The organism is Anaerotaenia torta (genome assembly GCF_050433395.1).
Lineage (GTDB): Bacteria > Bacillota > Clostridia > Lachnospirales > Lachnospiraceae > Mobilitalea > Mobilitalea torta.
In genome coordinates this window covers 137,989-163,429 of the sequence record NZ_JBNPXH010000005.1, presented here as the reverse complement: position 1 = coordinate 163,429, position 25,441 = coordinate 137,989, and the positions used below count along the sequence as shown (strand labels likewise).

The window sequence follows — 25,441 nt, the reverse complement described above, 5'->3', positions numbered from 1 at the left end:
CCTTTTTCTTGCCTTTCCTTCGCGCGTTCAGGACGCTCCGCTTCACAAGATACGCTCAGCCGGTCTGCTAAAAAGGGTGCTGGGGCACCAACAGCCGAACTGTGACATTAAATAAGCTTTGGGAGGGAGCATCATGAATGCATTTCATAAAAACAAGGGCAGATTGAACCTCATCGTTCTTGCAGCGCTAGCTTTCAGCCTTTGTATGCCGGCTGTGCCGGCAAGAGCGGATACACCATATAAGACCTACACGGAAGGGGGGTATGTGGGGATCACGGAGACCCAGACTGCCTATACTCCTCTGACTTCCATTACCAAGATAGGGGAATTATCCTTTAAGAATGCATCGGATATGCAGATAACGAAGGATGATGAGATCTATATCGCAGATACGGAAGGAAAGAGAATTCTGGTGTCTGACACGGAGGGGAATTTGCTTCGGATTTACGGAGAGGGCGAGCTTAAGAACCCGGTGGGAATCTTTGTGACCGAATCCAAGAACCTGTATGTAGCGGATAAGGATGCAGGCAGAATCGTGGTATTCAACGAGGCGGGAGATCTGATCAAGGAGTATACCAAGCCGGATCATCCCCTGTACGGTTCTGATGTGAACTTCAAGCCCCAGAAGCTGGCGGTGGATTCCAAAGGAATCATGTACATCGTATGCGAAGGTAATACCAACGGCATTGTCCAGATCAGCCCCACGGGCAACGGAACCTTCTTAGGCTATTTTGGAACCAACAAGACAATGCCCAAGCCGCTGGATGTGTTCCGGAGAATGTTTCTCAGCGACGAACAGCTGGCCAAGCTTCCTAGAATTCTTCCCAAGACCCCTTATAATCTTACCATTGATTCCAAGGGTCTGGTGTATACCGTAACCCAGGGTGTGGATTACTCCCTGCGAAAGTTTAATGTTGCGGGAAAAAATATGATTGATGTAGATTATTATGATTCCCTGCCTTCCGCAGTATCCGTAGGGAATTATGAAAACATCTATGTGGTCACGGAGGAAGGCTACATCTTTGAATACAATAAGGACGGCAGCATGCTGTTTGTATTTGGAGGTAAGGATTCAGGCCGTCTCAGAATTGGTCTGTTTCAGAAAGCAGTTGCCGTAGGAGTGGATCAAAGGAACCGGGTCTATGTTCTGGATCAGGAAAAGAATGAAATACAGGTGTTCCAGACTACGGAATTTACCGATCTGGTCCATGAAGCGCTTATGCTTTATCAGGATGGAAAATATACGGAAAGCAAGGAACCCTTAACGAAGATAATTGAAATGAACAGCCTGTTTGACTACGCCAATCTGGCCATGGGTCAGGCTTTGCTGCAGGAAGAGCATTATAGCGAGGCCCTGAGGTATTTCCGGATGTCACAGTCCTATTCCGGTTATTCCAACGCTTTCTGGGAAGTGAGAAATATCTGGCTCAGGAATAATCTGATCCCCAGCATGGGAATCCTGGTTGCCTTTATTCTGCTGTGGAAGCTCATAGGGTATCTCCATCGGAGGAAGCAGGTCCTGGCTCCCTTGGTGAAGCTGAATGACAGACTGACCGCCCGTATCGGTGTAAAAAGGCTGAAATACATGTTTTACTATATCAAGCATCCCATAGACGGGGCATATGGAGTCAAGAGGGAAGGAAAGGCTTCCTACGCCACCTCCCACCTGCTGCTCATCGCCTTTATCGGTGTATTCCTATTGGATAAATACGCTTCGGGCTTTATTGTAAAACGGGTCAGCGAAGGAAGATATGATATTATCGGTGATGTAATGTACATCCTCGGGATTGTCCTGCTCTTTACCGTCAGCTCCTATCTGATCAGCACCATCAATGACGGAGAAGGAAGTATGAAGCAGCTGTACACGGCTTATATATACTCCCTGGGACCCTATCTTATTTTAAAACCCTTTATTGTGGTTCTGAGCAATGTATTGACGTACAATGAAGTGTTTTTGATCCGGTTTTCCAACTTTATACTGTATACCTGGATCATAGTATTATTGTTTATGACCATAAAGGAAGTGAATAACTATTCCGTAGGAGAGACAGTGAAGGTCATTCTTATCACCTTCTTCTGTGCATTAATTGTAATCCTTTTGCTATTCATCTTATATGTACTGATTTCACAGGTTGCTGACTTCGTGCAGGCCATATACGGAGAGGTGGTGTATCGATTTGAAAACAGCTAGAAAAAGAAACCTCAAAATCCTTTTCGGATGTCTGGCAATAGCGGTAATTCTGGGTGCCTCCCTGTTATACGGGCAAAATGATACGGCCAGAGCTTTGCCGGAGGAGAAGGATATCGTCCCGCTCAGTCTGCAGGAGGGAGTACAGATACCGGAGTCGGCAGAGGTAATAAAAGAGCATAAGCTGATCGTTGAGAATTCAAAATACCAGCTTTATTTTAAGGAAGAATCTCTTTCGGTTATCATCCGGGATAAGGAGACCGGCTCCATTATGGAATCCATCGTGGAGGAAGAGCTGACGAAGGGGAGCGCGGGCTGGCAGGCTTTTATGAAGTCCGGCATTGTGGTGCAGGTTTTAAAGGGGATTAATATTGTTCCCACGACTGCGGACATAAGGAAAGCAAAGAAGGAAGTAATCTTTACGGAGAAGGGGTTCCAGGCCGGGATCACTTACGAGGAGTTCGGAATCGGCTTCACCCTCCGGGTATCCCTGGAGGAGAACGGAATTGTGGTTGATATTCCGAAGGACTCCATTATGGAAGAATCCCAGGAATTTAAAATAGGTGAGATCTATGTCTATCCCTTTCTGGGTCATACCAAGCTGGGAGAACGCGGCGGATATATGTTCATTCCTGACGGCAACGGCGCTTTGATTAACCTGGAGGATAATGAAGGCAGATTCTCCTCTAACTATTCCCAGTATGTATATGGCATGAACATCGGCCTGGAGGAGGCGTATACCCTATCCTTATTGTGGGAGAGCTTCCAGACTGTCAATGAGGCGGATAAAATCATGGCCCCTGTATTTGGCATGGTTCACACAGATTCCAGATTTGGGTATCTGGGGATCATCGAAAGCGGTAATTACAGCGCCAAAATAGAGGCGTATCCCAACGGTGCTTACACGGATTACAACTGGATCTGCTCCAAATACATCCTGCGGCAGATTTACACCCAGCCCACCGGCAACCGGGAAGGCTCGGTAGTCACGGTGCAGGCCAAGAGGAACGAGTTCGATATCAAAGTCCGCTATCAGTTTGTCAATAAAGAGAATGCCAATTATACAGGACTGGCAAAGGAATACAGGAACTACCTCTTAGAGACGGATTCCGTAAGGAAGTCCGGTGATGATTTTAACATCAGGCTGGATTTTCTGGGAGTAGACAAGGAAAACTGGATGATCTTTAAGAAGAACGTGGTAATGACGACGACGGACCAGATCCGGGAAATCTACGGAGAGCTTCAGAAGGAAGGAGTACAGGATATTATTTCTGTATACAAGGGATGGCAGAAAAACGGAGTGAATGCGCTGCCGATTACCTCCTACAAAGCGGATAGAAGCATCGGAGGGACCAAAAAGCTTACCTCGCTGATGAAGGATGCAAAGGAGATGGGAATTGATTTATACCTGTATCAGGATGCCCTGAGGGTGAACCCGGATCTGAGCAACGGCAACTTCAACATTATGAAGCAGATTACAAAGCGCGTCTACGAGGAGAGATCCTGGAAATATGTCTTTGATACCTTCCGTTATCTGACGCCGGCCCGCAGCAAGGCCAATCTGGAGAGAACCGCAAAATCCTATTTGAAAAAGGGAGCGGACCAGATTGCTCTGAGCGGCATTACCAATATCTTATTCACCTATACCTACAAAGGCAAGGTATACAGCAGGGTAGACACGGCCAATACCTATGAAGCGGCGGTGCGGAACCTGGATCAGGATCTCAGCCTTGTTATGGAAAAGCCCCTGTCTTATTTGTGGAAATACAGCGACGCCATCCTGGATATGCCGACAGCGTCCTCCAACTATATTTTTACCGACAGGGAAGTGCCCTTTCTTTCTATTGCCTTAAAGGGGATTATTCCGATGTATGGGGAATATGTGAATTTTGAAGCCAATAAGCAGGAGTACTTTCTTCAGCTGGTTGAAATGGGAATCAATCCTTCCTTTTATATCACCTACGAAGATCCCGCCAAGCTGCAGTACACCAACTCCTCGGATCTGTACAGCTCCAAATACTCCGTCTATAAGGATACCATGATAGAGTATTATAAAAAACTAAAAGAGGTGGCGGAGAAGACAAAGGGAGCTCTGATCACGGAGCATAACCAATACAGCAATGGCGTAACTGTAGTAGGCTATGATAATGGGGTAAAGGTCTATATCAATTATAATCCTTCCGCATCCGCCCTGGTGGACGGCTATGAGCTGGAACCCATGTCCTATAAGGTAGGTGAGAAATAATGAAGAACAGGCAAAGCAAAGGAAGTAAGCTGAAAAGAAGAGAAAACAGTATGGGCTATGTGTTTGTGGCACCCTGGATCATAGGCGCCATTACCTTCCTGGTCATACCGTTATTTCAATCCTTTTATTACGGGCTGTGCAATGTGAAGATTACGCCGAAGGGCAGGGTGTTTCAATTTGTCCAATTTAAGAATTACGGAGATATCTTCCGTCTGGATCCCCTCTTTCTTGAGGATCTGGTGAGATACCTTCTGGATACCGTCCTGTCGGTTCCGGTTATCGTGGTATTTTCCCTCATCATCGCCATGCTTCTCAACGGCAAGATGAAGGGGAAGGGGCTCTTCCGCATGATTTATTTCCTCCCGGTGATTGTGGTGAGCGGGCCGGTCATGGCGCAGCTCAGTGATCAGGGAGCGGCAAGCATTCCTTCCATGAATGTTACGGTAATCTTCTCCGTGCTGAATGATTTTCTGCCCTACATAGTGGTAGAGCCCATCGTTAAATTATTTAACAATATGATCATGGTACTTTGGTATTCGGGAGTTCAGATCCTGATCTTTCTGGCCGCCATACAAAAGATAGACAGCACTCTTTATGAAGCGGCGAAAATAGACGGAGGCTCCGGCTGGGAATGCTTCTGGAAGATCACCCTGCCGACCATAAAGCCAATGATACTGCTTAATGCGGTATATACGGTGATTTTCCTGTCCAATAACGAACAAAATGTAATCATAACCCAGATCTACAATGACATGTTCGCCATTAACAGAGGCTATGGCTATGCGTCGTCAAAGGCCTGGATGTACTCCGTAGTGGTCTGTCTCCTGGTTGGTTTGATGGCCCTGCTGCTGAGAACAAAAAAGGATAATTACCAGGCAGAGGTGAAGCGGGAGAAGAAACGCAGTGCCAGAGCCTTAAGGGAGAGAAGGAAGCTGCAGGCCAGACAGGAACGCCGGCAGAAACAGTTAAGAAGGAGGGCGAGAGGATGAAAGAAGCCGGTAAAATGAAGAATAAGGATAAAGCACCCTATATGCCCCCCGTGTTTAATAAGGAAAAGTTCAGAAAATATGTGATGGGAGCCAAGGACAGGGAAGGAATATTGCCCCTGGCAGTTAAATACGTGCTGCTCATCGGGATCGGCTTTGTCTACCTGTATCCGATTCTGTATATGATCAGCACCAGCCTGATGTCCCTGGACGATTTGCTGGACGCTTCCATCAAATGGATACCCTCCGGACTTTATATGAAAAATTACGCCAATGCCTTTAAGGTCATGCGGTTTTGGAAATCTCTGAAGGACAGTGTGCTGATTGCGGGTGTTCCTACCTTAATCCAGGTATGCAGCACGGCGGTGATCGGCTATGGATTTGCCCGGTTTAACTTCAAAGGGAAGAGGATTATGATGGGAATTCTGATTTTTTCCTTCATCCTTCCCGCCCAGGTTACCATGATGCCCAACTATGTATTACTTACCAATCTGAAGCTGGTGGGAAGCCTGAATGCCTTCGGTCTTCCGGCGGTCTTTGGCCAGGGCATCAAAGCGCAGATATTTATCCTGATTTTTTATAACTTTTTCCGGCAGGTGCCCCAGGCACTTATTGAGGCGGCACATATTGACGGGGCGGGATATTTCAGATCCTTCTTCCGGATATCCCTGCCTTCGGCAGCCCCGGCTATTCTGGTGGTGTTTTTGTTCTCTGTTGTATGGTACTGGAATGAATCCTACCTGACACAGCTCTACATTAAAGGACTGGGAACCGGCAGTGCCAATGGATTGACGACTCTGGTGGTGGAGCTTAAGAACTTTACCAATATATACGAGCAGTATAACCAGGGAAATCAGCAGCAGCTGGGTAATATCAACGAATCCATTAAAATGGCGGGAACCATGCTGAGTATTCTGCCGCTGCTGCTTATGTACGCTTTCCTGCAGAGATTCTTTGTGGAGAGCATCGACCGGACCGGAATCACAGGAGAATAATCTATGAGAATCATCAGTTTTATTTTTACAATAAAATTGAATTCTAATAAAAACAAAAATAAAAATTATATGAAGGAGGATTTTTATGAAAAACATGAAAAAGGTATTAAGCCTGCTCTTAGTATTGGTACTCTGTGTGGGCGCACTGACCGCATGCGGTGAAAAGAGCGATCAGCCGGGTGATGCCGGCAAGGTGGAAGACAGCGGGAACAGCTCCGCGCCGGATGCCGGCAAGGAAGATGCCAAGGGGGATGCGGACAGCACCGGCACAGCGGAACCGACGGAGCCTGCAAAGGCTTTACCGCCTATGACCACAGAAAAAATTACATTAACTTACGCTTCCTGGGAAAATGAAGTACTAACCCAGCATCTGGCGTCCAAGTTCATGGAGAAATACCCCAATATCACAGTGGAAGTAGTATCCCTTCCTCTTGACGGATATAACGACGCACTGTTAAATCTTATCTCTACAGGCCAGATGCCGGATGCTTTCTGGATCCTTGGAGAATGTGACTTTGCCATTGCCAATAATTTGTTGGGCGATATGACGGAATACTGGGAGAACGATCCGGAAGCCGATAATGTATTGGTAACGATTAATGAAGGTAAGTACGGCTACTACGGTACGGACAAGAAATGGGCCACACCTGTAAAGTTCTTCCCCGAGACCATATTTGCCAACAAGACCGTGTTTGAGCAGCTGAATGTTGAGATGCCCAGAACAGACTGGACCTGGGATGAGATGGTTGCTTCCATTAAGCAGATGACCGTTCCGGAACAGGGAATTTTTGGATTTAATCAATTCAGAACCATCGTTACCTGGTACCCGGTTGCCTCCGATGCCAATGTATGGGGTGAATTCGGATGGGACGGAACCAAATTTGATATGACCAACTGGGCGGATGGGGTCAATCTCCAGGCAGAGTTGATTAACGGCGGATACCATGCCCCGGCCTTCGGTTCGGATGAAGCAGAAGCAGCCTTCGGTGACAGAAATATGTGGGCTGCCTACTCCGGTAAGATTGCTTACCAGTTTGATGCATGGTGGACCTTCAACAACTTATTTGCAACACAGGAGTACCTGGATCTGGGCCTGGTATATGTACCCTATGCGGTACCCAGAGCAAAGGGAACCAGCAGCAAACACTCCATGGCGACCATGGACTTTGGCGGTATCTCTTCTGCTGCGGAACATCCGAGAGAGGCTTATGAATTGCTGAAATTCATGAATTGGAACGAAGAAGGCTGGTTGGCTAAGATTGATGCTTATACGAATCTGACCAATCCGGACGGCTCCAAGCTTTCCATGGATGCCCTTCCCATTACCTTAAGCGAAACCGTATGGGCAAAGGTTAGAGAATTCTTCCCCGGTGCGGATGACAGCTACGGAAGAGGACCCTTCTTTGATGCCTTCCTTGAGAACTGCAAGGAGCCGATCCCCTACGGCGGTACTGTAATCCCCGGATTTGGCACCTTTATTGCAGAAAGCTATGCCGGAGCTGAAGCGGCGGTATTTAATGATGGAGTTAATGCTCATGATCTTGCCCCGGATCTTACAGAGAAAGCCAATGCAGCCAATAAGGCAGCGATGGAGAATTTTAACTAAGCATTAGAGGAACAGAAAGAAAGGACACCGGAATGTAGCGGAATTACAGGCTATGGGACGGTGTCCTTCCTGCGTTACACAGAGCTGAGCTGCAGTACAGAGGGAGCCGGGAGGAGCACCAACCTTTTGTCCATGGTGGGATTTGACGGATAGGAGATGGTGGGATATAATATGCGTAGAGTATAGAGGCCATTTTATAAGTCAAGGAAGGCATGGGAATATGTTTGATATAGAGGAAGAACTGAAGAAGCTGCCTGCGAAGCCCGGGGTCTATATCATGCGGGATAAGAAGGACACTATTATTTATGTGGGGAAAGCGGTTGTTTTGAAGAACCGGGTGCGCCAATATTTTCAGAGCAGCCGTAATCACACGGAGAAGATCCGGCAGATGGTGGGACGGGTGGATCATTTTGAATATATTATTACGGATTCGGAGCTGGAGGCGCTGGTGCTGGAGTGCAACCTGATCAAGGAGCACATGCCCAAGTACAACACCATGCTGAAGGATGATAAGACCTATCCCTACATACGGGTTACGGTGAACGAGGCATTTCCCAGAGTCTCCATTACCAGGGAGATGAGGAAGGATAAGTCGAAGTATTTCGGGCCCTACACCAGCGTCAATGCGGTGAGGGATACCCTGGAGCTGCTGCGCCGCATCTATAAGATCCGCACCTGCAACCGGGTGCTGCCCAGGGATATCGGGAAGGAGCGGCCCTGCCTCTATTACCATATGGGACAGTGCGACGCGCCCTGCCAGGGGTATCTGACACAGGAGCAGTACCGGGCCAATATTGAGGAGGTTATGGAGTTCCTGAACGGCAATTATGCCAGAGTGGGGAAGATGCTGGAGGAGAAGATGCTGGCGGCCTCACAGGAGATGGAGTTTGAGAAGGCGGCGGAGTTCCGGGATCTTCTGGGCAGCGTGAAGCTGATTGCCAACCGCCAGAAGATCACCAGCACCGATCAGGTGGACAGGGATATCATCGCCTTTGCAAGAAATAAGGAGGAGGCTGTTGTACAGACCTTCTTTATCCGGAGCGGCAAGCTGATCGGCAGGGATCATTTTCACCTGTCCGGCGTGGAGGATGAGGAGGATGACCATATTATGGCCAGCTTTCTGAAGCAATTCTATGCCGGAACCCCCTATATACCCAAGGAAATCTTCCTGGGAACCAGAACCGGGGAGGAGGAGCTGATCACCGAATGGCTTACCTCCAAAAGGGGGCAGAGGGTATATTTAAAGACCCCGCAGAAGGGGGAGAAGGAACGGCTGGTGGAGCTGGCAAGAAAGAATGCGGAGCTGGTGCTGAACCAGGATCTGGAGAAGATTAAGCGGGAGGAGGCCAGAACCGTCGGAGCCCTGAAGGAGCTGGCGGATTACCTGGGACTGCCGCTGGTGGAACGGATTGAATCCTTTGACATCTCCAACACCTCCGGGTTTGAATCCGTCGGCTCCATGGTGGTATACGAAAAAGGAAAACCGAAGAAGGCGGATTACCGGAAGTTTAAAATCAAGAGCATCCAGGGGCCGGATGATTATGCCTCCATGTATGAGGTGCTTACCAGACGGTTTACCCATGGTATCCGGGAGCAGGAGCAGCTGAGGGAGAAGCAGATGGACGAAACCCTGGGCAGCTTCACAAGATACCCGGATCTGATTCTTATGGACGGAGGAAAGGGCCAGGTAGGCATTGCCCTGCGGGTGCTGTCGGAGCTGAGGCTGGATATTGCCGTCTGCGGTATGGTAAAGGATGATTATCACCGCACCAGGGGCCTGTATTACAATAATGAAGAGCTGCCCATTGATAAAAGCAGTGAGCTGTTCCGTCTGATTACCCGAATCCAGGATGAGACCCACCGCTTTGCCATAGAATACCACCGCGCCCTGCGCGGGAAAGCCCAGGTACGCTCCATATTGGATGATATCTCCGGAATCGGGCCGGCCAGAAGGCGGGCGCTGATGAAATACTTCCAGTCCCTGGAGGCGATCCAGGCGGCGGAGGTGGAAGAGATTATGAAGGTTCCTTCCATGAACCGTCAGGCAGCGGAGCAGGTTTTTGAATTTTTTCATAAGCCGCAGATGTAATTAGCATTTACACCCGCCGGGAAGTTGTGTTAAAATATAAAGACATGTAGGAATGATGCCGCCGGGACGGCAGATGGAGGTATGGATGTATACGGTTGAACTGGTTCGTCTTATTGAAAAATTAGATTTGGAGAATTGTACTCCGGATATTGATATCAGCAATATCAAGATTTCACAGCCCGATGTAAACAGGCCGGCATTGCAGCTGGCAGGTTTTTTTGATCATTTTGACTCGGAGAGGGTTCAGGTAATCGGACATGTGGAGATGGCTTATATGCAGCAGATGGACAAGGAGCAGCGGCTGCAGATTTTGAGCAGGCTGATGGACTATCGTGTACCCTGTATTGTTTTCAGCCGTAACATGGAAGTCAGCGGGAAGTTTATCCAATTGGCCACGGAGAAGAACGTGCCGATTCTGCGGACCTCGAAAACCACCTCTTCCTTTATGGCAGAAGTAATCCGGTGGCTGAATGTGGAGCTGGCTCCCCGGATTACCATTCACGGCGGTCTGGTGGATGTATACGGCGAAGGCATTCTGATTATGGGAGAGAGCGGTATCGGCAAGAGTGAGGCAGCTCTCGAACTGATTAAGCGGGGGCACCGTCTGGTAACCGATGATGTGGTGGAGATTAAAAAGGTAAGTGATGATACGCTGATCGGAACCTCCCCGGATATCACAAGGCATTTTATTGAGCTGCGGGGAATTGGAATTATAGATGTAAAGACATTGTTCGGGGTGGAAAGCGTGAAGAACACCCAGGCAATCGATCTGGTAATTAAGCTGGAGGAGTGGAATAAGGAACAGCATTACGACCGGCTGGGCCTGGAAGAGACTTATATCGAGTTTCTGGGCAATAAGGTGCCCTGTCATTCCATACCCATCCGGCCCGGCAGAAATCTTGCCATTATCTGTGAATCGGCGGCGGTTAATTACCGTCAGAAGAAGATGGGCTATAATGCGGCCCAGGAATTATATAACCGTGTTACCAACAGTCTGAAGAAAACCGGCAATTAAGGGGAGGCCAAGGGCCAAAAGTGTGGACTGGAGCAATAAGATGATGTCCGTCAGGGGACGAATAACCATGGAAAGGTGATAATGAGATGGAACGGATATGCTTTGGAATCGATATCGGCGGAACAGCCGTGAAAGCAGGTTTATTCAATACGGAAGGAAAGCTTCTTCATAAATGGGATTTTTCAACCCGGAGAACCGAGGACGGCAAGGATATCCTTCGGGATACGTCCGAATTTATCAAAAATAAGATCGAAGAACTGAAGCTTCCCCCGGAAAGCGTGGCCGGTGTCGGTGTGGGAATTCCGGGACCGGTGACCGACGAAGGACAGGTATTAATGCTGGCGAATCTGGGTCTGGCAAATTTTAATATCGAGAAAGAGATGTCAGAGATGACAGGGCTTAAGGTCAAAGCAGGCAACGATGCCAATGTGGCTGCCATGGGTGAATACTGGATGGGCGGCGGCAAGGGCTATCGGAGTCTTGTTCTTGCCACCCTTGGTACCGGTGTGGGCGGCGGTATTATCCTGAACGGTCATATCCTGTCGGGAAGCAATGGTGCGGCGGGTGAGATCGGCCATATTCATGTGGAGAATGCGGAGAATGATACCTGCGGCTGCGGTAAAAAGGGCTGTTTGGAGCAGTATGCCTCGGCTACCGGTATTGTGAAGCTGGCAAAGAGGATTTTAGAAGAAACCGCAGAACCCTCCTCCCTTCGCGGCAGGGAAGAAATCAGTGCAAAGACCGTCTTTGACCATGCCAAAGCCGGAGATAAGCTGGCGCTGGCGGTGGTGGACAAGGCTTGCCGCTATCTGGGCCTGGCGTTATCCCATGTGGCCCATGTGGTTGACCCCGAGGCCTTTGTAATCGGTGGCGGCGTATCCATGGCGGGTGAGATTCTGATAGAGAATATCAGGAAGTATTACAATGAATTTTCAATTGAGTCTTTAAAAAATAAAGAATTCCGGCTTGCCACCCTGGGGAATGATGCCGGAATTTATGGCGCGGCAAAACTAATAATTACATAACTAGTGAAATATACTATACTATATTATTTTATGCTACAGTTTTATGCTGCAGTTCAGTCGGAGGGATATCTTGGAGGATTTATTTTATCGTGAACTGACACTTATTGTACCGGAAGACCAGGTCCGCAGGGGCGAACCGATGGAACACCACACCTCTTTGCATATCGGAGGGAAGGCGGATTATTTTGTTACACCGACCCGGACCGAGGAGGTGAGGGCTGTTCTCGCCCTGTGCAGGGAGAAGCAGATTCCCTGCTACATTATGGGGAATGGCAGTAATCTTCTGGTGTCAGACACGGGCTTTCGCGGGGTAATTCTCCAACTGGGAGAGAATTTCTCGGAAGTCCGGGTTGGTGAGCGGGGGATCATCACCGCTCAGGCCGGAGTGCTTTTGGCCAGGCTGGCCAATATCGCAGCCGAGCATAGCCTGACCGGTTTTGAGTTTGCTTCCGGTATCCCGGGAACCCTTGGCGGGGCGGTAACGATGAATGCGGGCGCCTATGACGGCGAGATGAAGCAATGCCTTATTGCGGCAAGAATGCTGGATACAGAAGGCTGCCTGAGGGAATTTACTTTAGAGGAGCTGGAGCTTGGTTATCGCACCAGTATACTGCAGAAAGTGGATTATACACTGCTGGAAGCGGATATTAAGCTGTCCGAGGGAGATCCTCAGCTGATACGGCAGAAGATGAATACCCTGAATGCCCAGAGGAGGGAAAAGCAGCCCCTGGATCAATTCAGCGCAGGAAGCACCTTCAAACGTCCGCCGGATAATTATGCCGGTAAGCTTATCGGCGAGGCAGGACTTGCGGGCTATCAGGTGGGCGGAGCTGCGGTATCGGAGAAGCACTGCGGATTTGTTATTAATAAGGATCATGCCTCGGCAGAGGATTTCCTTTGCGTAATACGGGATGTGATCCGGATTGTGGAAGAGAAATCCGGCGTAAGGCTGGAACCGGAGGTTAAATTTCTGGGAGATTTTCCGCAGAAATGAGGAGCAGGCTGGGAGAAATGGAATGTATGAATAAAGGAGGGCCGGGTCCATGCTAGCATTTTCATGGCGATTTGTGCGGCAAAAGGCATGGGTATAAAGATGAGATTTGTAATAGTAACAGGCATGTCAGGCGCGGGAAAGAGCTCGGCGCTGAAGATGCTGGAGGACATCGGGTACTTTTGTGTGGATAACCTGCCCATCCAATTAGTTAAGAAATTTGCCAGGCTGATTCTGCAGGGAAACCAGAGCAAGGTGGCTCTGGGACTGGATATTCGCAGCGGCCAGGCCTTAAAGGAGCTGGATTCCGTACTCATAGATATGAGGCGCACCGGCTTTTCCTATGAAATATTGTTTCTGGATTGTACTCCGGAGGTGCTGGTCAAGCGCTATAAGGAAACCCGGAGAATCCACCCCCTGTCGGGAGTTGACAGGGTGGAGAAGGGGATAGCCCTGGAGCAGGAGAGGCTGGAGTTTTTACGCAAAAAAGCCGATGTGATTATAGATACCAGCCACCTTTTAACCAGAGAGCTGAAGGGACAGCTTAATAAAATCTATTTGGAGGATCAGGCCTTCCGTAATTTTTTTATTACGATTTTGTCCTTTGGCTTTAAGCATGGAATTCCGGTGGATGCGGATCTGGTTTTTGACGTAAGGTTTTTACCCAATCCTTTCTATATTCCGGAACTGAAACACAGAACCGGCAATGAGGAAGAAGTCAGAAGTTATGTGATGAAATCGGAGATAGCCGGCCAATTCGTCGACAAATTGGAGGACATGCTGCTATTTCTGATCCCCCACTATATTGAAGAAGGAAAGAATCAGCTGGTGGTCAGTATAGGCTGCACCGGGGGCAAGCACCGTTCGGTAACCCTGGTGAATGAATTGGGGGACAGGCTGGCCAAGACGGAATATGGACTAAAAATAGAGCATAGGGATGTTGATAAGACATAATATCGGGGACATGGGATAGAAGAGTGTGTCAGGGGAGGTTCATATGTCATTTTCCAGTGAGGTGAAGGAAGAGCTTTCCTTGCAGTTAAGCAGCGCAAGACATTGCAGGCTGGCAGAGCTTTCTGCAATCTGTTCTTATGAATGCCATCTGATCCGGTCGGGAGAGAGGCTGTATCTGAGATTACAGACAGAAAATCTGGTTGTTGCAAGAAAGTACTTTACATTAATACGAAAAACCTTTAATATAAGTAGTGAAATTTCTGTGAAAATAAACAGCAGACAGAATAAGAGCAATATAACCTTAATAATCCGCAATACGAAGGATGTCATCAGGATCATGCAGGCATGCAAGCTCTCTTTGGAGAATGTACCGGAGGGAAGCAGCCGGATTGGGGCAGCCAGTCAGCTGGTCACCCAGAACGCCTGCTGTAAGAGAGCTTTTATCCGGGGAGCATTTCTATCCTCCGGCTCCATGAGTGATCCGAAGAAGGCCTATCATTTGGAGGTAGTGACAGCAAGCCCTGAGAAGGCGGAGCAGCTGAGGGACATAATACAGGCCTTTTCCATTGATGCCAAGATAGTAATGCGCAAGAAGAATTATGTAGTTTATATTAAGGAGGGTTCTCAGATTGTTGATCTTCTGAATGTCATGGAAGCGCATGTCGCCTTAATGGATTTGGAAAATGTGAGAATACTGAAGGAGATGCGCAATTCCATCAACCGGCAGGTAAATTGTGAGGCGGCGAATATTACGAAGACCGTGAATGCGGCGTCAAAGCAGAAGGAGGATATCCTGTACATCAGGGATACCGTGGGATTTGGGGACCTGGCGGAGGGATTGGAAGACATCGCACAGCTGAGGATTGATTATCCGGAGGCTTCCCTGAAGGAACTTGGGGCAATGCTGCAGCCGGCCATCGGCAAATCCGGCGTAAATCACCGGCTGCGCAAGCTAAGTATGATAGCAGATCAACTGCGAGAGCATAAGGAGGAAAATAGTCATGATAACAAAGGAAATTGTAATTAACATTCCCAACGGGCTGGAAGCCAGGCCGGTTGCATTGCTTGTTCAGGTTGCGAGCCAGTACGAATGCAGTATCTACGTAACCAGTAATGAAAAGCGTGTCAATGCGAAGAGTATTATGGGTATGATGAGCATGGGTATTTCAGCCGGAGAGGCAGTTACAGTTACTGCGGATGGACCAGATGAGAAAGCAGCAATCGAGAATATAGAAAAATATTTAAGCAGTAAATAATTTTGGGGCAGAGTCAGTTGTTCTTAAGAATTATATAATGATGGGAATAAAAAGGGGTTCATAGCAGAGAAGGTACGGAGTTAATCCGTGCCTTCTTTGCGGCATAATCACTGCCGGAAGCAGATTATAATTATTCCTGTTCGGGGAATAATAAGATATGGAATAGAAAGAAATTTATTAGGATAAATTAATATATTCGTAAAGAATTATATCGATTTATATGTTATACTATAGGTTGAAAAATGGACATCCCCAAAGGGTGTCTTCGAAATGAATGAAAAGAGGTTGAACATGGTGGGACAGGATCAGAGAAAATCAAGGAGAAATCCGCGCAGGCTGATTATTTTTATTGTGGTTGAGTTAGTGATATTGCTGGCTTTATTTGGAGGCTATCGCCTGTATGTTACATCGCGGAATAAGGAAGGGAACGACAATCCTCCGAAAGCAGGAGAGGAAGCTAATAAGGGTGATAAGGGACAGAATAATTCATCCGGAGAGAATGTGACTTCCCCTGCGGAAAAAGAGCCGACAGCGGAAGAGCTGGCCGCGCAGGAGGAGCAGGAAAGACTGCAGAAGGAGCTTGCGGAGAGGGACGAGCTGGTTAAAAAGGCAGACCTTCTGGCGCTGGGCTATAACTATGATGAGGCAGTTCAGCTGATTAAGGACTATAAGGGCTCCGAGGGAGATTATAATTCCTATCCGGCATTATCCGATGCCATTACCCGTTTGGAGACAGAGCAGGCATCCCTGGTGAATCTGGGAGGTTCCTATAGCTCCGTAACCCTGATTAATCATATTTTCTTCCACTGCCTGGTTGCGGACAACGCCAGAGCCTTTGACGGGGATTATGAATCGAAGGGCTACAATATGTATATGGCAACCATATACGAGTTTAATAAGCTCATGGATAAAATGTATAAGGACGGCTATGTTCTTGTCAGCATGGCGGATCTGACGAGGCTGGAGAAGCAGGAGGACGGCACCATGGGGTATGTGGAGAATGAGATCATGCTCCGCCCCGGGAAAAAGCCCTTTGTGCTTTCCGTAGATGATGTCAGCTATTATGAATATATGGATGGGGATGGTTTTGCCTCCAGAATGATCATCGGTGAAGACGGAAAGGTTACCTGTGAGATGATACAGGCAGATGGAAGTGTGGTCACAGGAGCCTTTGATGTGGTTCCCCTTCTGGATGCCTTTGTGGAAGAGCACCCGGACTTCTCTTACAAGGGAGCAAAGGGACTTCTGGCCCTCACGGGTTATGAAGGAATCTTCGGCTACCGGACCAATGATGAGACCTCCCCCACCTATGAGCAGGATAAGGAGGCAGCCACAAAGGTGGCGGATGCCCTGAAGGCGACAGGCTGGGAGCTGGGTTCCCATAGCTGGGGACACAGGAATATGGGAGAGATGAGCCTGGAGCATCTGAAGACGGATACGAACCGCTGGCTGAAAGAAGTAGCTCCTCTGATTGGAGGAACCGATATCCTTGTCTTCCCCAAAGGAATTGATATTGAGACGACCATGGGGCACTATTCCAGTGACAAATTCAAATTCCTGAAGGAATGCGGTTTCAATTTGTTCCTGAATGTAGACGGCAAGCCCTGGATGCATATTAAGAAGGATTATGTCAGAATGGGCAGGAGGCCTATTGACGGACAGGCAATGCTTCAATTCCCGCAGCGGCTGGCGGATCTCTTCTCCGTTGAGGAAATTATTGATCCCGAGCGCCCTCCTATGAACTGGTAGATTATGAAATAACAGGTTTTGGGCATGTCTGGGGCTTTTGCCCTGGGATATCCAAAACCTGTTTTTATAAAGAGCCTTTTATTTCCTTATCATAGATCGGACAATTATATTTGATGTATTTAGAATTCGAATATCAAATTCTAAAAACAAATATTGCCGACAGTTATTATAAGATGTATAGTAACATTATAACTGATTGTAATATCATTATATATCTTTAGGGTAATTATATAAAAGATAAGTAGTACGTTGGCAAACTGGATGATTTTTCAATATTGATTTTATTAATACTATGAGAATATGATGGGTGAACAAGAATCCTATGCCGAATGAACTTCTCTATAAAAGTGAAGAGAGTATTCGGGATATTGAAAAATGACTATAGGTTTCAAAGATTTAGCATGTGAGAAAACTATATTTATATCAAGTGTTTTAACATTGATATAAATATTTCATGAAAGGAAAGGTTAATTCATGCAAATTAATTAATAATATGAAGGACATAAAACTGGATGAATTATTAACACTTCCGATTGTGGAGGGTGGAAAAAATTTATCAGGTGGACAGAAAAGAATGATTGCTATTGCCAGAGCCTTAATTAAAAAACCCAGTGTTCTGGTTTTAGATGAACCTACTACTTTTTTAGATACCGACTCAAGAAAAGCAATTCTTGAATTTATAAAAGCAGCTAAAGATATGATAATAATAATCATATCCCATGATACAGAAATGGAAGATTTAATAAAAAAAAGGATTAATTTATAGGTAAAGGAATTCCGCTATTTACCTATTATCTATAGGGATTGACAAGCTTTCCGGAGTAGAATATTATATTATACATAAAGGCAATTAGCCACAGCGGTGGTTTTTGTACATGAGGGAGACGGATAAAGAGCCCTGTTATTGGCTTTTATCCGTCTCCCCTTGTATAAAAACTGCAACGGAGGTAGAAATATGAATTTTACGCATTTGCATGTACATACGGAATACAGCTTGCTGGACGGTTCCGGCAAGATCAAGGAAATGGTGCACCGGGCAAAGGAGCTGGGGATGGACAGCCTGGCAATCACAGATCACGGGGTGATGTACGGTGTCATCGACTTTTATAAGGCTTGTCTCAGCGAGGGAATTAAGCCGGTGATCGGCTGTGAGGTATATGTTGCCCCGAATTCCAGAATGGACCGGGAGGCAGGGGCTTCGGACGAACGCTATTATCATCTGGTATTGCTGGCGGAGAATAACACCGGCTATCAGAATCTGATGAAAATTGTATCCCGCGGATTTTTGGAAGGGTTTTATTATAAACCGCGGATTGACTATGAGGTAATGGAGCAATACCATGAGGGAATCATAGCCCTCAGCGCCTGCCTTGGGGGTGAGGTGGCGGTCAATCTTCGCAGAGGATTTTATGCGGAAGCAAAGGCCGCGGCCCTTCGTATGCGGGAGGTCTTCGGAGAGGGGAATTTCTTCCTGGAGCTTCAGGATCATGGAATAGAGGAGCAGAAGAATGTAAATCAGGCGCTGCTCCGCATGTCCCAGGAGACGGGAATTAAGCTGGTAGCTACCAACGATGTCCATTATACCTTTGCCGAGGATGTGGATTCCCATGATATACTGCTCTGCATCCAGACCCAGAAGAAGGTGCAGGACGAGAACCGGATGCGCTATGAGGGCGGCCAGTTCTATTTAAAATCTCCGGAAGAGATGCTGGAGCTGTTTCCTAATATGAGGGAGGCTTTGGAGAATACCCACGAGATCGCCGAACGGTGCAATGTAAGCATTACCTTCGGTGAATATAAGCTGCCCATCTATCCGGTTCCGGCGCCCTATACAGCCTATGAATATCTGACGAAGCTGTGCCGGGAGGGTCTGGAGGAACGGTATCAGCCGGTTACACCAGAGCTGCAGGAGCGTATGCTGTATGAGCTTGAGACCATCCGGGATATGGGTTTTGTGGACTATTTCCTCATTGTATGGGATTTTATCAAATATGCCAGGGATAATAATATCAGCGTGGGACCCGGCCGAGGCAGTGCGGCGGGCTCCATTGTCTCCTATGCTCTCCGGATTACGGATATTGATCCCATTAAATACAGCCTGCTCTTTGAACGCTTCCTGAATCCGGAACGTCTCACCATGCCGGATATCGATATCGACTTCTGCTTTGAACGGCGGCAGGAGGTAATTGATTATGTGGCTGCCAAATACGGCAAGGACAAGGTAGTTCAGATCGTAACCTTCGGAACCATGGCGGCGAGGGCGGTGATCCGGGATGTGGGCCGTGCTCTGGATCTTCCCTATGCCCAGGTGGATACGGTCGCGAAGCTGATTCCAACGGAGCCGGGCATCACCATACAGAAGGCTCTGGATCAGAACCGGGATTTAAGGAGCCTCTATGAGAGCAACAGCGATGTAAAATATCTGATCGATATGTCTAAAAGGCTGGAGGGCCTGCCCAGGCACACCTCCATGCATGCCGCGGGAGTAGTAATCGGCAAGGAGAGCCTGGATGAATATGTTCCCCTTTCCCGTTCCTCCGACGATTCCGTTACCACCCAGTTCACCATGACCACCTTGGAGGAGCTGGGCCTGCTGAAGATGGATTTCCTGGGGCTCAGAACCCTCACGGTAATTCAGAGTGCGGAAAACCTGGTGAACCGGAAGAGATCCGCCTCCGATAGATTTGATATTAAGAAAATTGATTATGATGACCAGAAGGTATATGAGCTGATCGCCTCCGGCAGGACGGAGGGTATCTTCCAGTTGGAAAGCGCCGGTATGAAGAGCTTCATGAAGGAGCTTAAGCCGAGGAATCTGGAGGACGTCATAGCGGGCATCTCCCTCTACCGTCCGGGGCCCATGGAATTTATTCCCCAGTATATCAAGGGCAAGAATGAAGCGGGGCATATCACCTATGAATGTCCCCAGCTGGAGCCGATCCTGTCTCCCACTTACGGCTGTATCGTCTATCAGGAGCAGGTAATGCAGATCGTACGTGACCTGGCTGGCTACAGCTACGGCAGAAGCGATCTGGTTCGCCGTGCCATGTCCAAGAAGAAGGAATCCGTGATGATCAAGGAACGGCAGAGCTTTGTCTACGGCAATGAAGAGGAAGGCGTGCCGGGCTGTATTAAAAACGGGATACCGGAAGCGGTTGCCAATCATATCTATGATGAGATGATGGACTTTGCCAAATATGCCTTTAACAAGTCCCATGCCGGCGCCTATGCCATCATATCCTATGAGACGGCTTATCTGAAATACTACTATCCCGTAGAATTTATGGCGGCGCTTATGACCTCCGTCATTGATAATCCGGGAAAGGTTTCTGAATATATTTATACCTGCAGGCAGATGGGAATCGAAATTCTGCCGCCTGACATCAACGAAGGAGATGCTGTATTTACGGTATCCGACGGTGCGATCCGTTATGCCCTGTCAGCCATTAAGGGAGTGGGCAGGCCGGTAATCCAGGCGATTGTGGCGGAACGTGAGACGGGCGGCCCCTTCCTGAATCTGAGGGATTTTGCGGAGCGTCTGTCCGGCAAGGAAGTGAATAAAAGAACGGTGGAAAACTTTATTAAGGCCGGGGTATTTTCCAAACTGCATCCCAACCGGAGACAGCTGATGCTGGGATACGGCCGGATTCTGGATGATATTGCGGCGGATAAGAAGAAGGCGCTGACGGGACAGATGACTCTGTTTGATTTTGCCGGAGAAGAGGAGAAGACGGACTATGAGCTGGTCCTGCCGGAAGCGGAGGAATTCGGCAAGGATGAGCTCCTGGCTCTGGAGAAGGAGGTTCTTGGCATCTATGTCAGCGGACATCCGCTGGAAGCTTATGAAAACAGAATTAAGAAGAATGCGACGGTCAATTCCAATGATTTTGGCATTGACGAAGAGACGAATCATCCCAGAGTAGAGGATGGAAGCATCGAGACCATCGGGGGGATGATTACGGCAAAGACGGTTAAGGCCACCCGCACCAACAGCATGATGGCCTTTATCACGCTGGAGGATTTGTTCGGCAGCGTTGAGGTTATCCTGTTCCCCAGGGACTATGAAAAATATAAAACCATGCTGGAGCCGGAGCAGAAGATCTTTGTCCGGGGAAGGGTTGCCGTAGAGGAAGAGAAGGCGGCAAAGCTCATCTGTCAGGAGATCATCTCCTTTGACAGTATTCCTCAGGAGGTATGGATCAAATATCCGAATCTGGAAAGCTTCCAGAGGGATGAGCAGTCGCTGTACCGTCTATTGGAGCAGTGGGACGGCAATGACAGTGTGGTTATTTTCTGTGAGGCAGAAAAATGTGTTAAAAAACTTCCAAAAAGCAGGAACATTAAAGCGGATGGGGAAGTAATCCAGCAGCTGATCAGCGTATATAAAGAAGAAAATGTACGAATTACGGAAAAGAGTATTGAAAAATTGGGTAAAATAGATTAGAATACTATTTTGTAGAATTGGAGATGCCTGTGCGGTATAAAAGTCTGACAGGCCGAGGGAAAGGTTTGGTTATTTAATATGGGCAATGTAAAAACAATCGGTGTATTGACCAGCGGCGGGGATGCGCCAGGAATGAATGCGGCCATCAGGGCAGTAGTGAGAACCGCTTTAGCAGCAGGTCTGCAGGTGAAGGGAATCATGAGAGGATACCTGGGACTGCTGGAGGAAGACATTATAGATATGGATACGCGCAGTGTATCCGATATTATACAGAGAGGCGGCACCATTCTCTATACGGCGCGCTGTTTGGATATGCATAAGCCGGAGGTGCAGGATAAAGCGGCGGATATTTGCCGGAAGCATGGCATTGACGGTCTGGTGGTTATTGGCGGCGACGGTTCCTTCAAGGGAGCGCAGACGCTGGCCAGAAGAGGGATTAATGCAGTGGGGCTTCCCGGAACCATTGATCTGGATATCTCCTGTACGGACTATACCATTGGCTTTGATACGGCGGTGAATACCGCCATGGAGACCATCGATAAGGTGCGGGATACCTCTACCTCCCATGAGAGATGCAGTATCATTGAGGTAATGGGCAGACATGCCGGCTATATTGCCCTGTGGTGCGGTATTGCCAACGGAGCGGAGGACATTCTGATTGCGGAGCGTTACGATTATGATGAGCAGAGAATCATCAATAATATTATCGAGAAGCGCAAGAAGGGCAAGAAGCATTATATTATTGTCAATGCCGAGGGTGTGGGCGATTCTAATGGTATGGCCAAGAGAATCGAGGCGGCAACGGGTATGGAAAGCAGAGCTACGATTATCGGACATGCCCAGAGAGGCGGCAGCCCTACCACCAGAGACAGGGTATACGCTTCCATGATGGGAGCAAAGGCGGTGGATCTGCTGGTAGCCGGTGCCAGTAAGCGGGTCGTGGCATATAAGGACGGCCAGTTTGTTGATTTTGATATTGAGGAAGCCTTAGCTATGACGAAGGATGTGGATCAGTACATGTATGAACTGTCTATCCGGCTCTCAAAGTAATACAGGCATCAGATGCAATGCGGATAATTTAAGATAAGGCTGGTTAGTAATTGCATATGCAATTACTAATCGGCCTTAATGTATAGGGGAGAGTTCGGGTCCAGTCGTAAAGTTAGGCAGGTGTCACTCCATCAGGTCACTTTTACTTGCCTTACCTTCGTGCGTTCAGGACGCTCCGCTTCGCAAGATGTACAAATGTTACATTTGGTATAGAATGTAACATTGGACGGCTCAGCGTAAAAGTGACCTGATGGAGTGACACCTGCCTAACTTTACGACTGAACCCGAACTTAACAAAGAGGAGGATGCGATGGAAAAGAAGGAACTTTATCTGGTGAGTGCCTGTCTGGTTGGGAGTCCCTGCCGTTATGACGGAAGGGATGCTCTTTGCGGACCCGCGGCAAAGCTGGCGGCGCAGGGAAGAGCGGTGCCGGTGTGTCCGGAACAGCTGGGAGGACTGACCATTCCGAGAAGCAGCTGTGAGTTGACAGATCAACAGGGAGAGATTCGAATCCGGAATAAGGATGGGGAGGATTTCACAGAGGAATTTCTTCTGGGTGCCCGGCGGACGCTGGACATTGCCAAAGTCCTGGGCGTCAGAACGGCTATTATGAAATCAAAAAGTCCCTCCTGCGGCTGTGGCCGGATCTATGACGGCACTTTTTCGGGAAAGCTGGTTCCCGGGTACGGAGTGGCAGCCCGGCTTTTGATGGAAGAAGGAATTGAGATTGTAACAGAGGAAGAGTTGGCGGAGTAACTTCCTTGAGAATATTTCGCAGCAGGCGGCTGTGCGGATTGGGCAAGACCCGGAGGATTGCCGCAGCTGCGGATATAATACAGACGGATATAACACAGATAGAAACGGAGAATGATAATGAGTAATAAGACAAAGAAGCTGTTATCCTATTACAGACCGCACTGGAAACTGTTCCTCGCGGATATGTTTTTTGCGCTGCTGGCTGCCGGCATATCCCTGGTCTTTCCTATGATAGTACGGTATATTACCAATCAGGTGCTGGTGAAGTATGCGATACCGGAAGCAACACCTATTATTTTGAAGCTGCTGGCAGCAATGCTTGCCCTGGCTCTGCTGGAATTTGTCAGCACCTATTTTATTGCCTACCAGGGACATATCATGGGGGCGCGGATGGAGTATACCATGCGCAACGAACTCTTTGAGCATTTCCAGAAGCTGTCCTTCAGCTATTATGACAACCAGAAGACAGGGCAGCTCATGTCAAGGATCACCAACGATCTCTTTGATATTTCAGAGCTGTGCCATCACGGACCGGAGGATATTGTCATATCCATTATTAAAATGGTGGGTGCCTTTATCATTCTGATCCAGATTAATGTCCCCCTGACCCTTCTGATTTTTGCCTTCCTCCCGATGATGTTTGCTTTTGCCTATTATATGAGGGGAGCAATGAACCGGGCTTTTCGCCGGAACAGGGAGAGGATTGCGGATATCAATGCCCGTGTGGAGGATAACCTTTCCGGAATCCGTGTGGTGAAGTCCTTTGCCAACGAAGAGCAGGAAGTGGAGAAATTCTACGTCAGCAATTCCCGCTTTGTGGAGAGCAAACGGGGCAGCTACCGGAGTATGGCCAATTTCCACTCGGGACTGACCCTTTTTACCGCCTTTATCAATATTGCGATGATTGCCGGGGGAAGCTTATTCATTACCCGGGGGATTATCGCCATCACCGATCTGTTAACCTTTCTCCTGTATATCAATACCCTCATCGATCCGGTGAAAAAGCTGATCAGTTTCACGGAGACCTTCCAGAACGGTATGTCGGGCTTTGACCGCTTCTATGACATTCTGATGGTTATGCCGGATATTGTGGACCGGCCCGGGGCCGTGGAATTAAAGCAGGTGAAGGGCAGAATTGAATTTAATAAGGTGGCCTTCAAATATGATGAGAGCATGACGGAGGTTTTCCGTAATATAGACCTGGAGGTTGAGGCCGGAGATTATATCGCATTGGTCGGTTCCTCCGGTGTCGGCAAGACGACAATGTGCAGCCTGATTCCCAGATTTTATGAGGTAACTCAGGGCAGTATCACTTTGGACGGCAGGGATATCCGCGATATTAAGATGAAATCCCTTCGTAAAAATATCGGAATCGTGCAGCAGGACGTCTATCTCTTTGCCGGAACCATCATGGATAACATCCGTTACGGCAATCTGGATGCCACGGAGGAAGAGGTGATAGAGGCGGCTAAGAATGCCAACGCCCATGATTTTATTATGGAGCTGCCGGATGGCTACCATACTGATATCGGCCAGCGGGGAGCGAAGCTGTCAGGAGGGCAGAAGCAGAGAATCAGCATTGCCCGGGTATTCCTGAAGAATCCTCCGGTGCTGATCTTTGATGAGGCCACCTCGGCTCTGGATAATGAGAGCGAGAAGGTGGTGCAGGATTCCCTGGAGAAGCTGGCGAAGAACAGGACCACCTTTGTAATAGCCCACAGGCTTTCTACAATTAAGAATGCGAAGAGGATTCTGGTATTAACGGAAGAGGGAATCAAGGAATCCGGCACCCATGAAGAGCTATTGGACAGGAATGGAGTTTATGCCAATCTGTACCGAATGGCTTTTCAGAAAAAGGCACAGGCCCAGTAAAACAGGAAGCGCTGCGGCGCAGGCTCCCCGTATACATAAAAGAAGGATGTGAAAAAGAAATCCTTTTGTTTATGTAGTGGGGAGCCTGTACTTTTTTACGGGAAAATCCCTGCAGCCTGCGGCAGTAAAGCGGATATCATAAATATTCCTACATATTTGGTCGGATTTTATGGAACTGTTTTTTATTATATTGCGTCTAATTGTTGAGAAGGGAAAATG

Annotated in this window: 18 protein-coding genes; all 18 read left to right on the top strand. The window is 48.1% G+C overall.

Annotation, left to right across the window (positions count from 1 at the left end; translation table 11 throughout):
• The first annotated feature begins 133 nt into the window (after nt 1-133).
• On the top strand, nt 134-2,191 hold the full coding sequence (locus tag HNQ56_RS10160; protein WP_429145264.1) for a YIP1 family protein: 2,058 nt from the start codon (nt 134-136) through the stop codon (nt 2,189-2,191).
• Complete coding sequence (locus HNQ56_RS10155) at nt 2,178-4,433, top strand: DUF5696 domain-containing protein (RefSeq protein ID WP_429145262.1); 2,256 nt, start codon at nt 2,178-2,180, stop codon at nt 4,431-4,433. Before HNQ56_RS10160 ends, HNQ56_RS10155 begins: the two co-directional genes overlap by 14 nt.
• On the top strand, nt 4,433-5,422 hold the full coding sequence (locus tag HNQ56_RS10150; RefSeq protein WP_429145259.1) for a carbohydrate ABC transporter permease: 990 nt from the start codon (nt 4,433-4,435) through the stop codon (nt 5,420-5,422). Before HNQ56_RS10155 ends, HNQ56_RS10150 begins: the two co-directional genes overlap by 1 nt.
• A complete protein-coding gene (locus HNQ56_RS10145; protein ID WP_429145256.1) occupies nt 5,419-6,414 on the top strand; it encodes a carbohydrate ABC transporter permease in 996 nt (331 codons plus the stop codon). The genes HNQ56_RS10150 and HNQ56_RS10145 overlap by 4 nt, the downstream gene beginning before the upstream one ends.
• Before the next feature lie 85 nt (nt 6,415-6,499).
• Nucleotides 6,500-8,020 carry an ABC transporter substrate-binding protein gene (locus HNQ56_RS10140; RefSeq protein ID WP_429145253.1) on the top strand — a complete coding sequence of 507 codons (1,521 nt, stop codon included), beginning with the start codon at nt 6,500-6,502 and terminating at the stop codon, nt 8,018-8,020.
• A 220-nt stretch (nt 8,021-8,240) separates the two neighbouring features.
• The gene (gene uvrC / locus HNQ56_RS10135; protein WP_429145250.1) at nt 8,241-10,109 is read left to right on the top strand and encodes an excinuclease ABC subunit UvrC; all 1,869 of its coding nucleotides are present in this window, start codon (nt 8,241-8,243) and stop codon (nt 10,107-10,109) included.
• A gap of 85 nt (nt 10,110-10,194) precedes the next feature.
• Nucleotides 10,195-11,124 (top strand): HPr(Ser) kinase/phosphatase, encoded by a 930-nt coding sequence (gene hprK, locus HNQ56_RS10130; RefSeq protein ID WP_429145247.1) that lies wholly within the window; start codon nt 10,195-10,197, stop codon nt 11,122-11,124.
• An 86-nt stretch (nt 11,125-11,210) separates the two neighbouring features.
• The gene (locus HNQ56_RS10125) at nt 11,211-12,149 is read left to right on the top strand and encodes an ROK family glucokinase (RefSeq protein ID WP_429145245.1); all 939 of its coding nucleotides are present in this window, start codon (nt 11,211-11,213) and stop codon (nt 12,147-12,149) included.
• Between the two features lie 70 nt (nt 12,150-12,219).
• Nucleotides 12,220-13,143, top strand: a complete 924-nt coding sequence (gene murB / locus HNQ56_RS10120) for a UDP-N-acetylmuramate dehydrogenase (protein WP_429145242.1) — start codon at nt 12,220-12,222, stop codon at nt 13,141-13,143.
• 99 nt (nt 13,144-13,242) lie between these two features.
• Nucleotides 13,243-14,094, top strand: coding sequence for an RNase adapter RapZ (gene rapZ, locus HNQ56_RS10115; RefSeq protein WP_429145239.1), 852 nt, complete (start codon nt 13,243-13,245; stop codon nt 14,092-14,094).
• Nucleotides 14,095-14,137: 43 nt separating this feature from the next.
• Nucleotides 14,138-15,121, top strand: coding sequence for a DNA-binding protein WhiA (gene whiA, locus HNQ56_RS10110; protein WP_429145237.1), 984 nt, complete (start codon nt 14,138-14,140; stop codon nt 15,119-15,121).
• A complete protein-coding gene (locus tag HNQ56_RS10105; protein ID WP_429145234.1) occupies nt 15,096-15,350 on the top strand; it encodes an HPr family phosphocarrier protein in 255 nt (84 codons plus the stop codon). The genes whiA and HNQ56_RS10105 overlap by 26 nt, the downstream gene beginning before the upstream one ends.
• A gap of 270 nt (nt 15,351-15,620) precedes the next feature.
• Complete coding sequence (locus HNQ56_RS10100; RefSeq protein WP_429145232.1) at nt 15,621-17,099, top strand: polysaccharide deacetylase family protein; 1,479 nt, start codon at nt 15,621-15,623, stop codon at nt 17,097-17,099.
• Nucleotides 17,100-17,553: 454 nt separating this feature from the next.
• On the top strand, nt 17,554-17,865 hold the full coding sequence (locus tag HNQ56_RS10095) for an ATP-binding cassette domain-containing protein (protein ID WP_429145229.1): 312 nt from the start codon (nt 17,554-17,556) through the stop codon (nt 17,863-17,865).
• Between the two features lie 189 nt (nt 17,866-18,054).
• Nucleotides 18,055-21,543 carry a DNA polymerase III subunit alpha gene (locus HNQ56_RS10090; protein WP_429145228.1) on the top strand — a complete coding sequence of 1,163 codons (3,489 nt, stop codon included), beginning with the start codon at nt 18,055-18,057 and terminating at the stop codon, nt 21,541-21,543.
• 78 nt (nt 21,544-21,621) lie between these two features.
• Complete coding sequence (gene pfkA, locus HNQ56_RS10085; protein WP_429145225.1) at nt 21,622-22,593, top strand: 6-phosphofructokinase; 972 nt, start codon at nt 21,622-21,624, stop codon at nt 22,591-22,593.
• 310 nt (nt 22,594-22,903) lie between these two features.
• Entirely contained in the window at nt 22,904-23,350 is a 447-nt protein-coding gene (locus HNQ56_RS10080) for a 2-thiouracil desulfurase family protein (RefSeq protein WP_429145223.1), read from the top strand.
• 117 nt (nt 23,351-23,467) lie between these two features.
• Nucleotides 23,468-25,222 (top strand): ABC transporter ATP-binding protein, encoded by a 1,755-nt coding sequence (locus HNQ56_RS10075; protein WP_429145220.1) that lies wholly within the window; start codon nt 23,468-23,470, stop codon nt 25,220-25,222.
• The last annotated feature ends 219 nt before the right edge of the window (nt 25,223-25,441 follow it).

What these genes read in the sequence shown, in the direction of transcription:
- HNQ56_RS10160 (WP_429145264.1), top strand. Translation starts at nt 134, where the DNA reads ATGAATGCATTTCATAAAAACAAGGGCAGATTGAACCTCATCGTTCTT.
- HNQ56_RS10150 (WP_429145259.1), top strand. Translation starts at nt 4,433, where the DNA reads ATGAAGAACAGGCAAAGCAAAGGAAGTAAGCTGAAAAGAAGAGAAAAC.
- HNQ56_RS10145 (WP_429145256.1), top strand. Translation starts at nt 5,419, where the DNA reads ATGAAAGAAGCCGGTAAAATGAAGAATAAGGATAAAGCACCCTATATG.
- HNQ56_RS10140 (WP_429145253.1), top strand. Translation starts at nt 6,500, where the DNA reads ATGAAAAACATGAAAAAGGTATTAAGCCTGCTCTTAGTATTGGTACTC.
- uvrC (WP_429145250.1), top strand. Translation starts at nt 8,241, where the DNA reads ATGTTTGATATAGAGGAAGAACTGAAGAAGCTGCCTGCGAAGCCCGGG.
- hprK (WP_429145247.1), top strand. Translation starts at nt 10,195, where the DNA reads ATGTATACGGTTGAACTGGTTCGTCTTATTGAAAAATTAGATTTGGAG.
- HNQ56_RS10125 (WP_429145245.1), top strand. Translation starts at nt 11,211, where the DNA reads ATGGAACGGATATGCTTTGGAATCGATATCGGCGGAACAGCCGTGAAA.
- rapZ (WP_429145239.1), top strand. Translation starts at nt 13,243, where the DNA reads ATGAGATTTGTAATAGTAACAGGCATGTCAGGCGCGGGAAAGAGCTCG.
- whiA (WP_429145237.1), top strand. Translation starts at nt 14,138, where the DNA reads ATGTCATTTTCCAGTGAGGTGAAGGAAGAGCTTTCCTTGCAGTTAAGC.
- HNQ56_RS10105 (WP_429145234.1), top strand. Translation starts at nt 15,096, where the DNA reads ATGATAACAAAGGAAATTGTAATTAACATTCCCAACGGGCTGGAAGCC.
- HNQ56_RS10100 (WP_429145232.1), top strand. Translation starts at nt 15,621, where the DNA reads ATGAATGAAAAGAGGTTGAACATGGTGGGACAGGATCAGAGAAAATCA.
- HNQ56_RS10095 (WP_429145229.1), top strand. Translation starts at nt 17,554, where the DNA reads ATGAAAGGAAAGGTTAATTCATGCAAATTAATTAATAATATGAAGGAC.
- HNQ56_RS10090 (WP_429145228.1), top strand. Translation starts at nt 18,055, where the DNA reads ATGAATTTTACGCATTTGCATGTACATACGGAATACAGCTTGCTGGAC.
- pfkA (WP_429145225.1), top strand. Translation starts at nt 21,622, where the DNA reads ATGGGCAATGTAAAAACAATCGGTGTATTGACCAGCGGCGGGGATGCG.
- HNQ56_RS10080 (WP_429145223.1), top strand. Translation starts at nt 22,904, where the DNA reads ATGGAAAAGAAGGAACTTTATCTGGTGAGTGCCTGTCTGGTTGGGAGT.
- HNQ56_RS10075 (WP_429145220.1), top strand. Translation starts at nt 23,468, where the DNA reads ATGAGTAATAAGACAAAGAAGCTGTTATCCTATTACAGACCGCACTGG.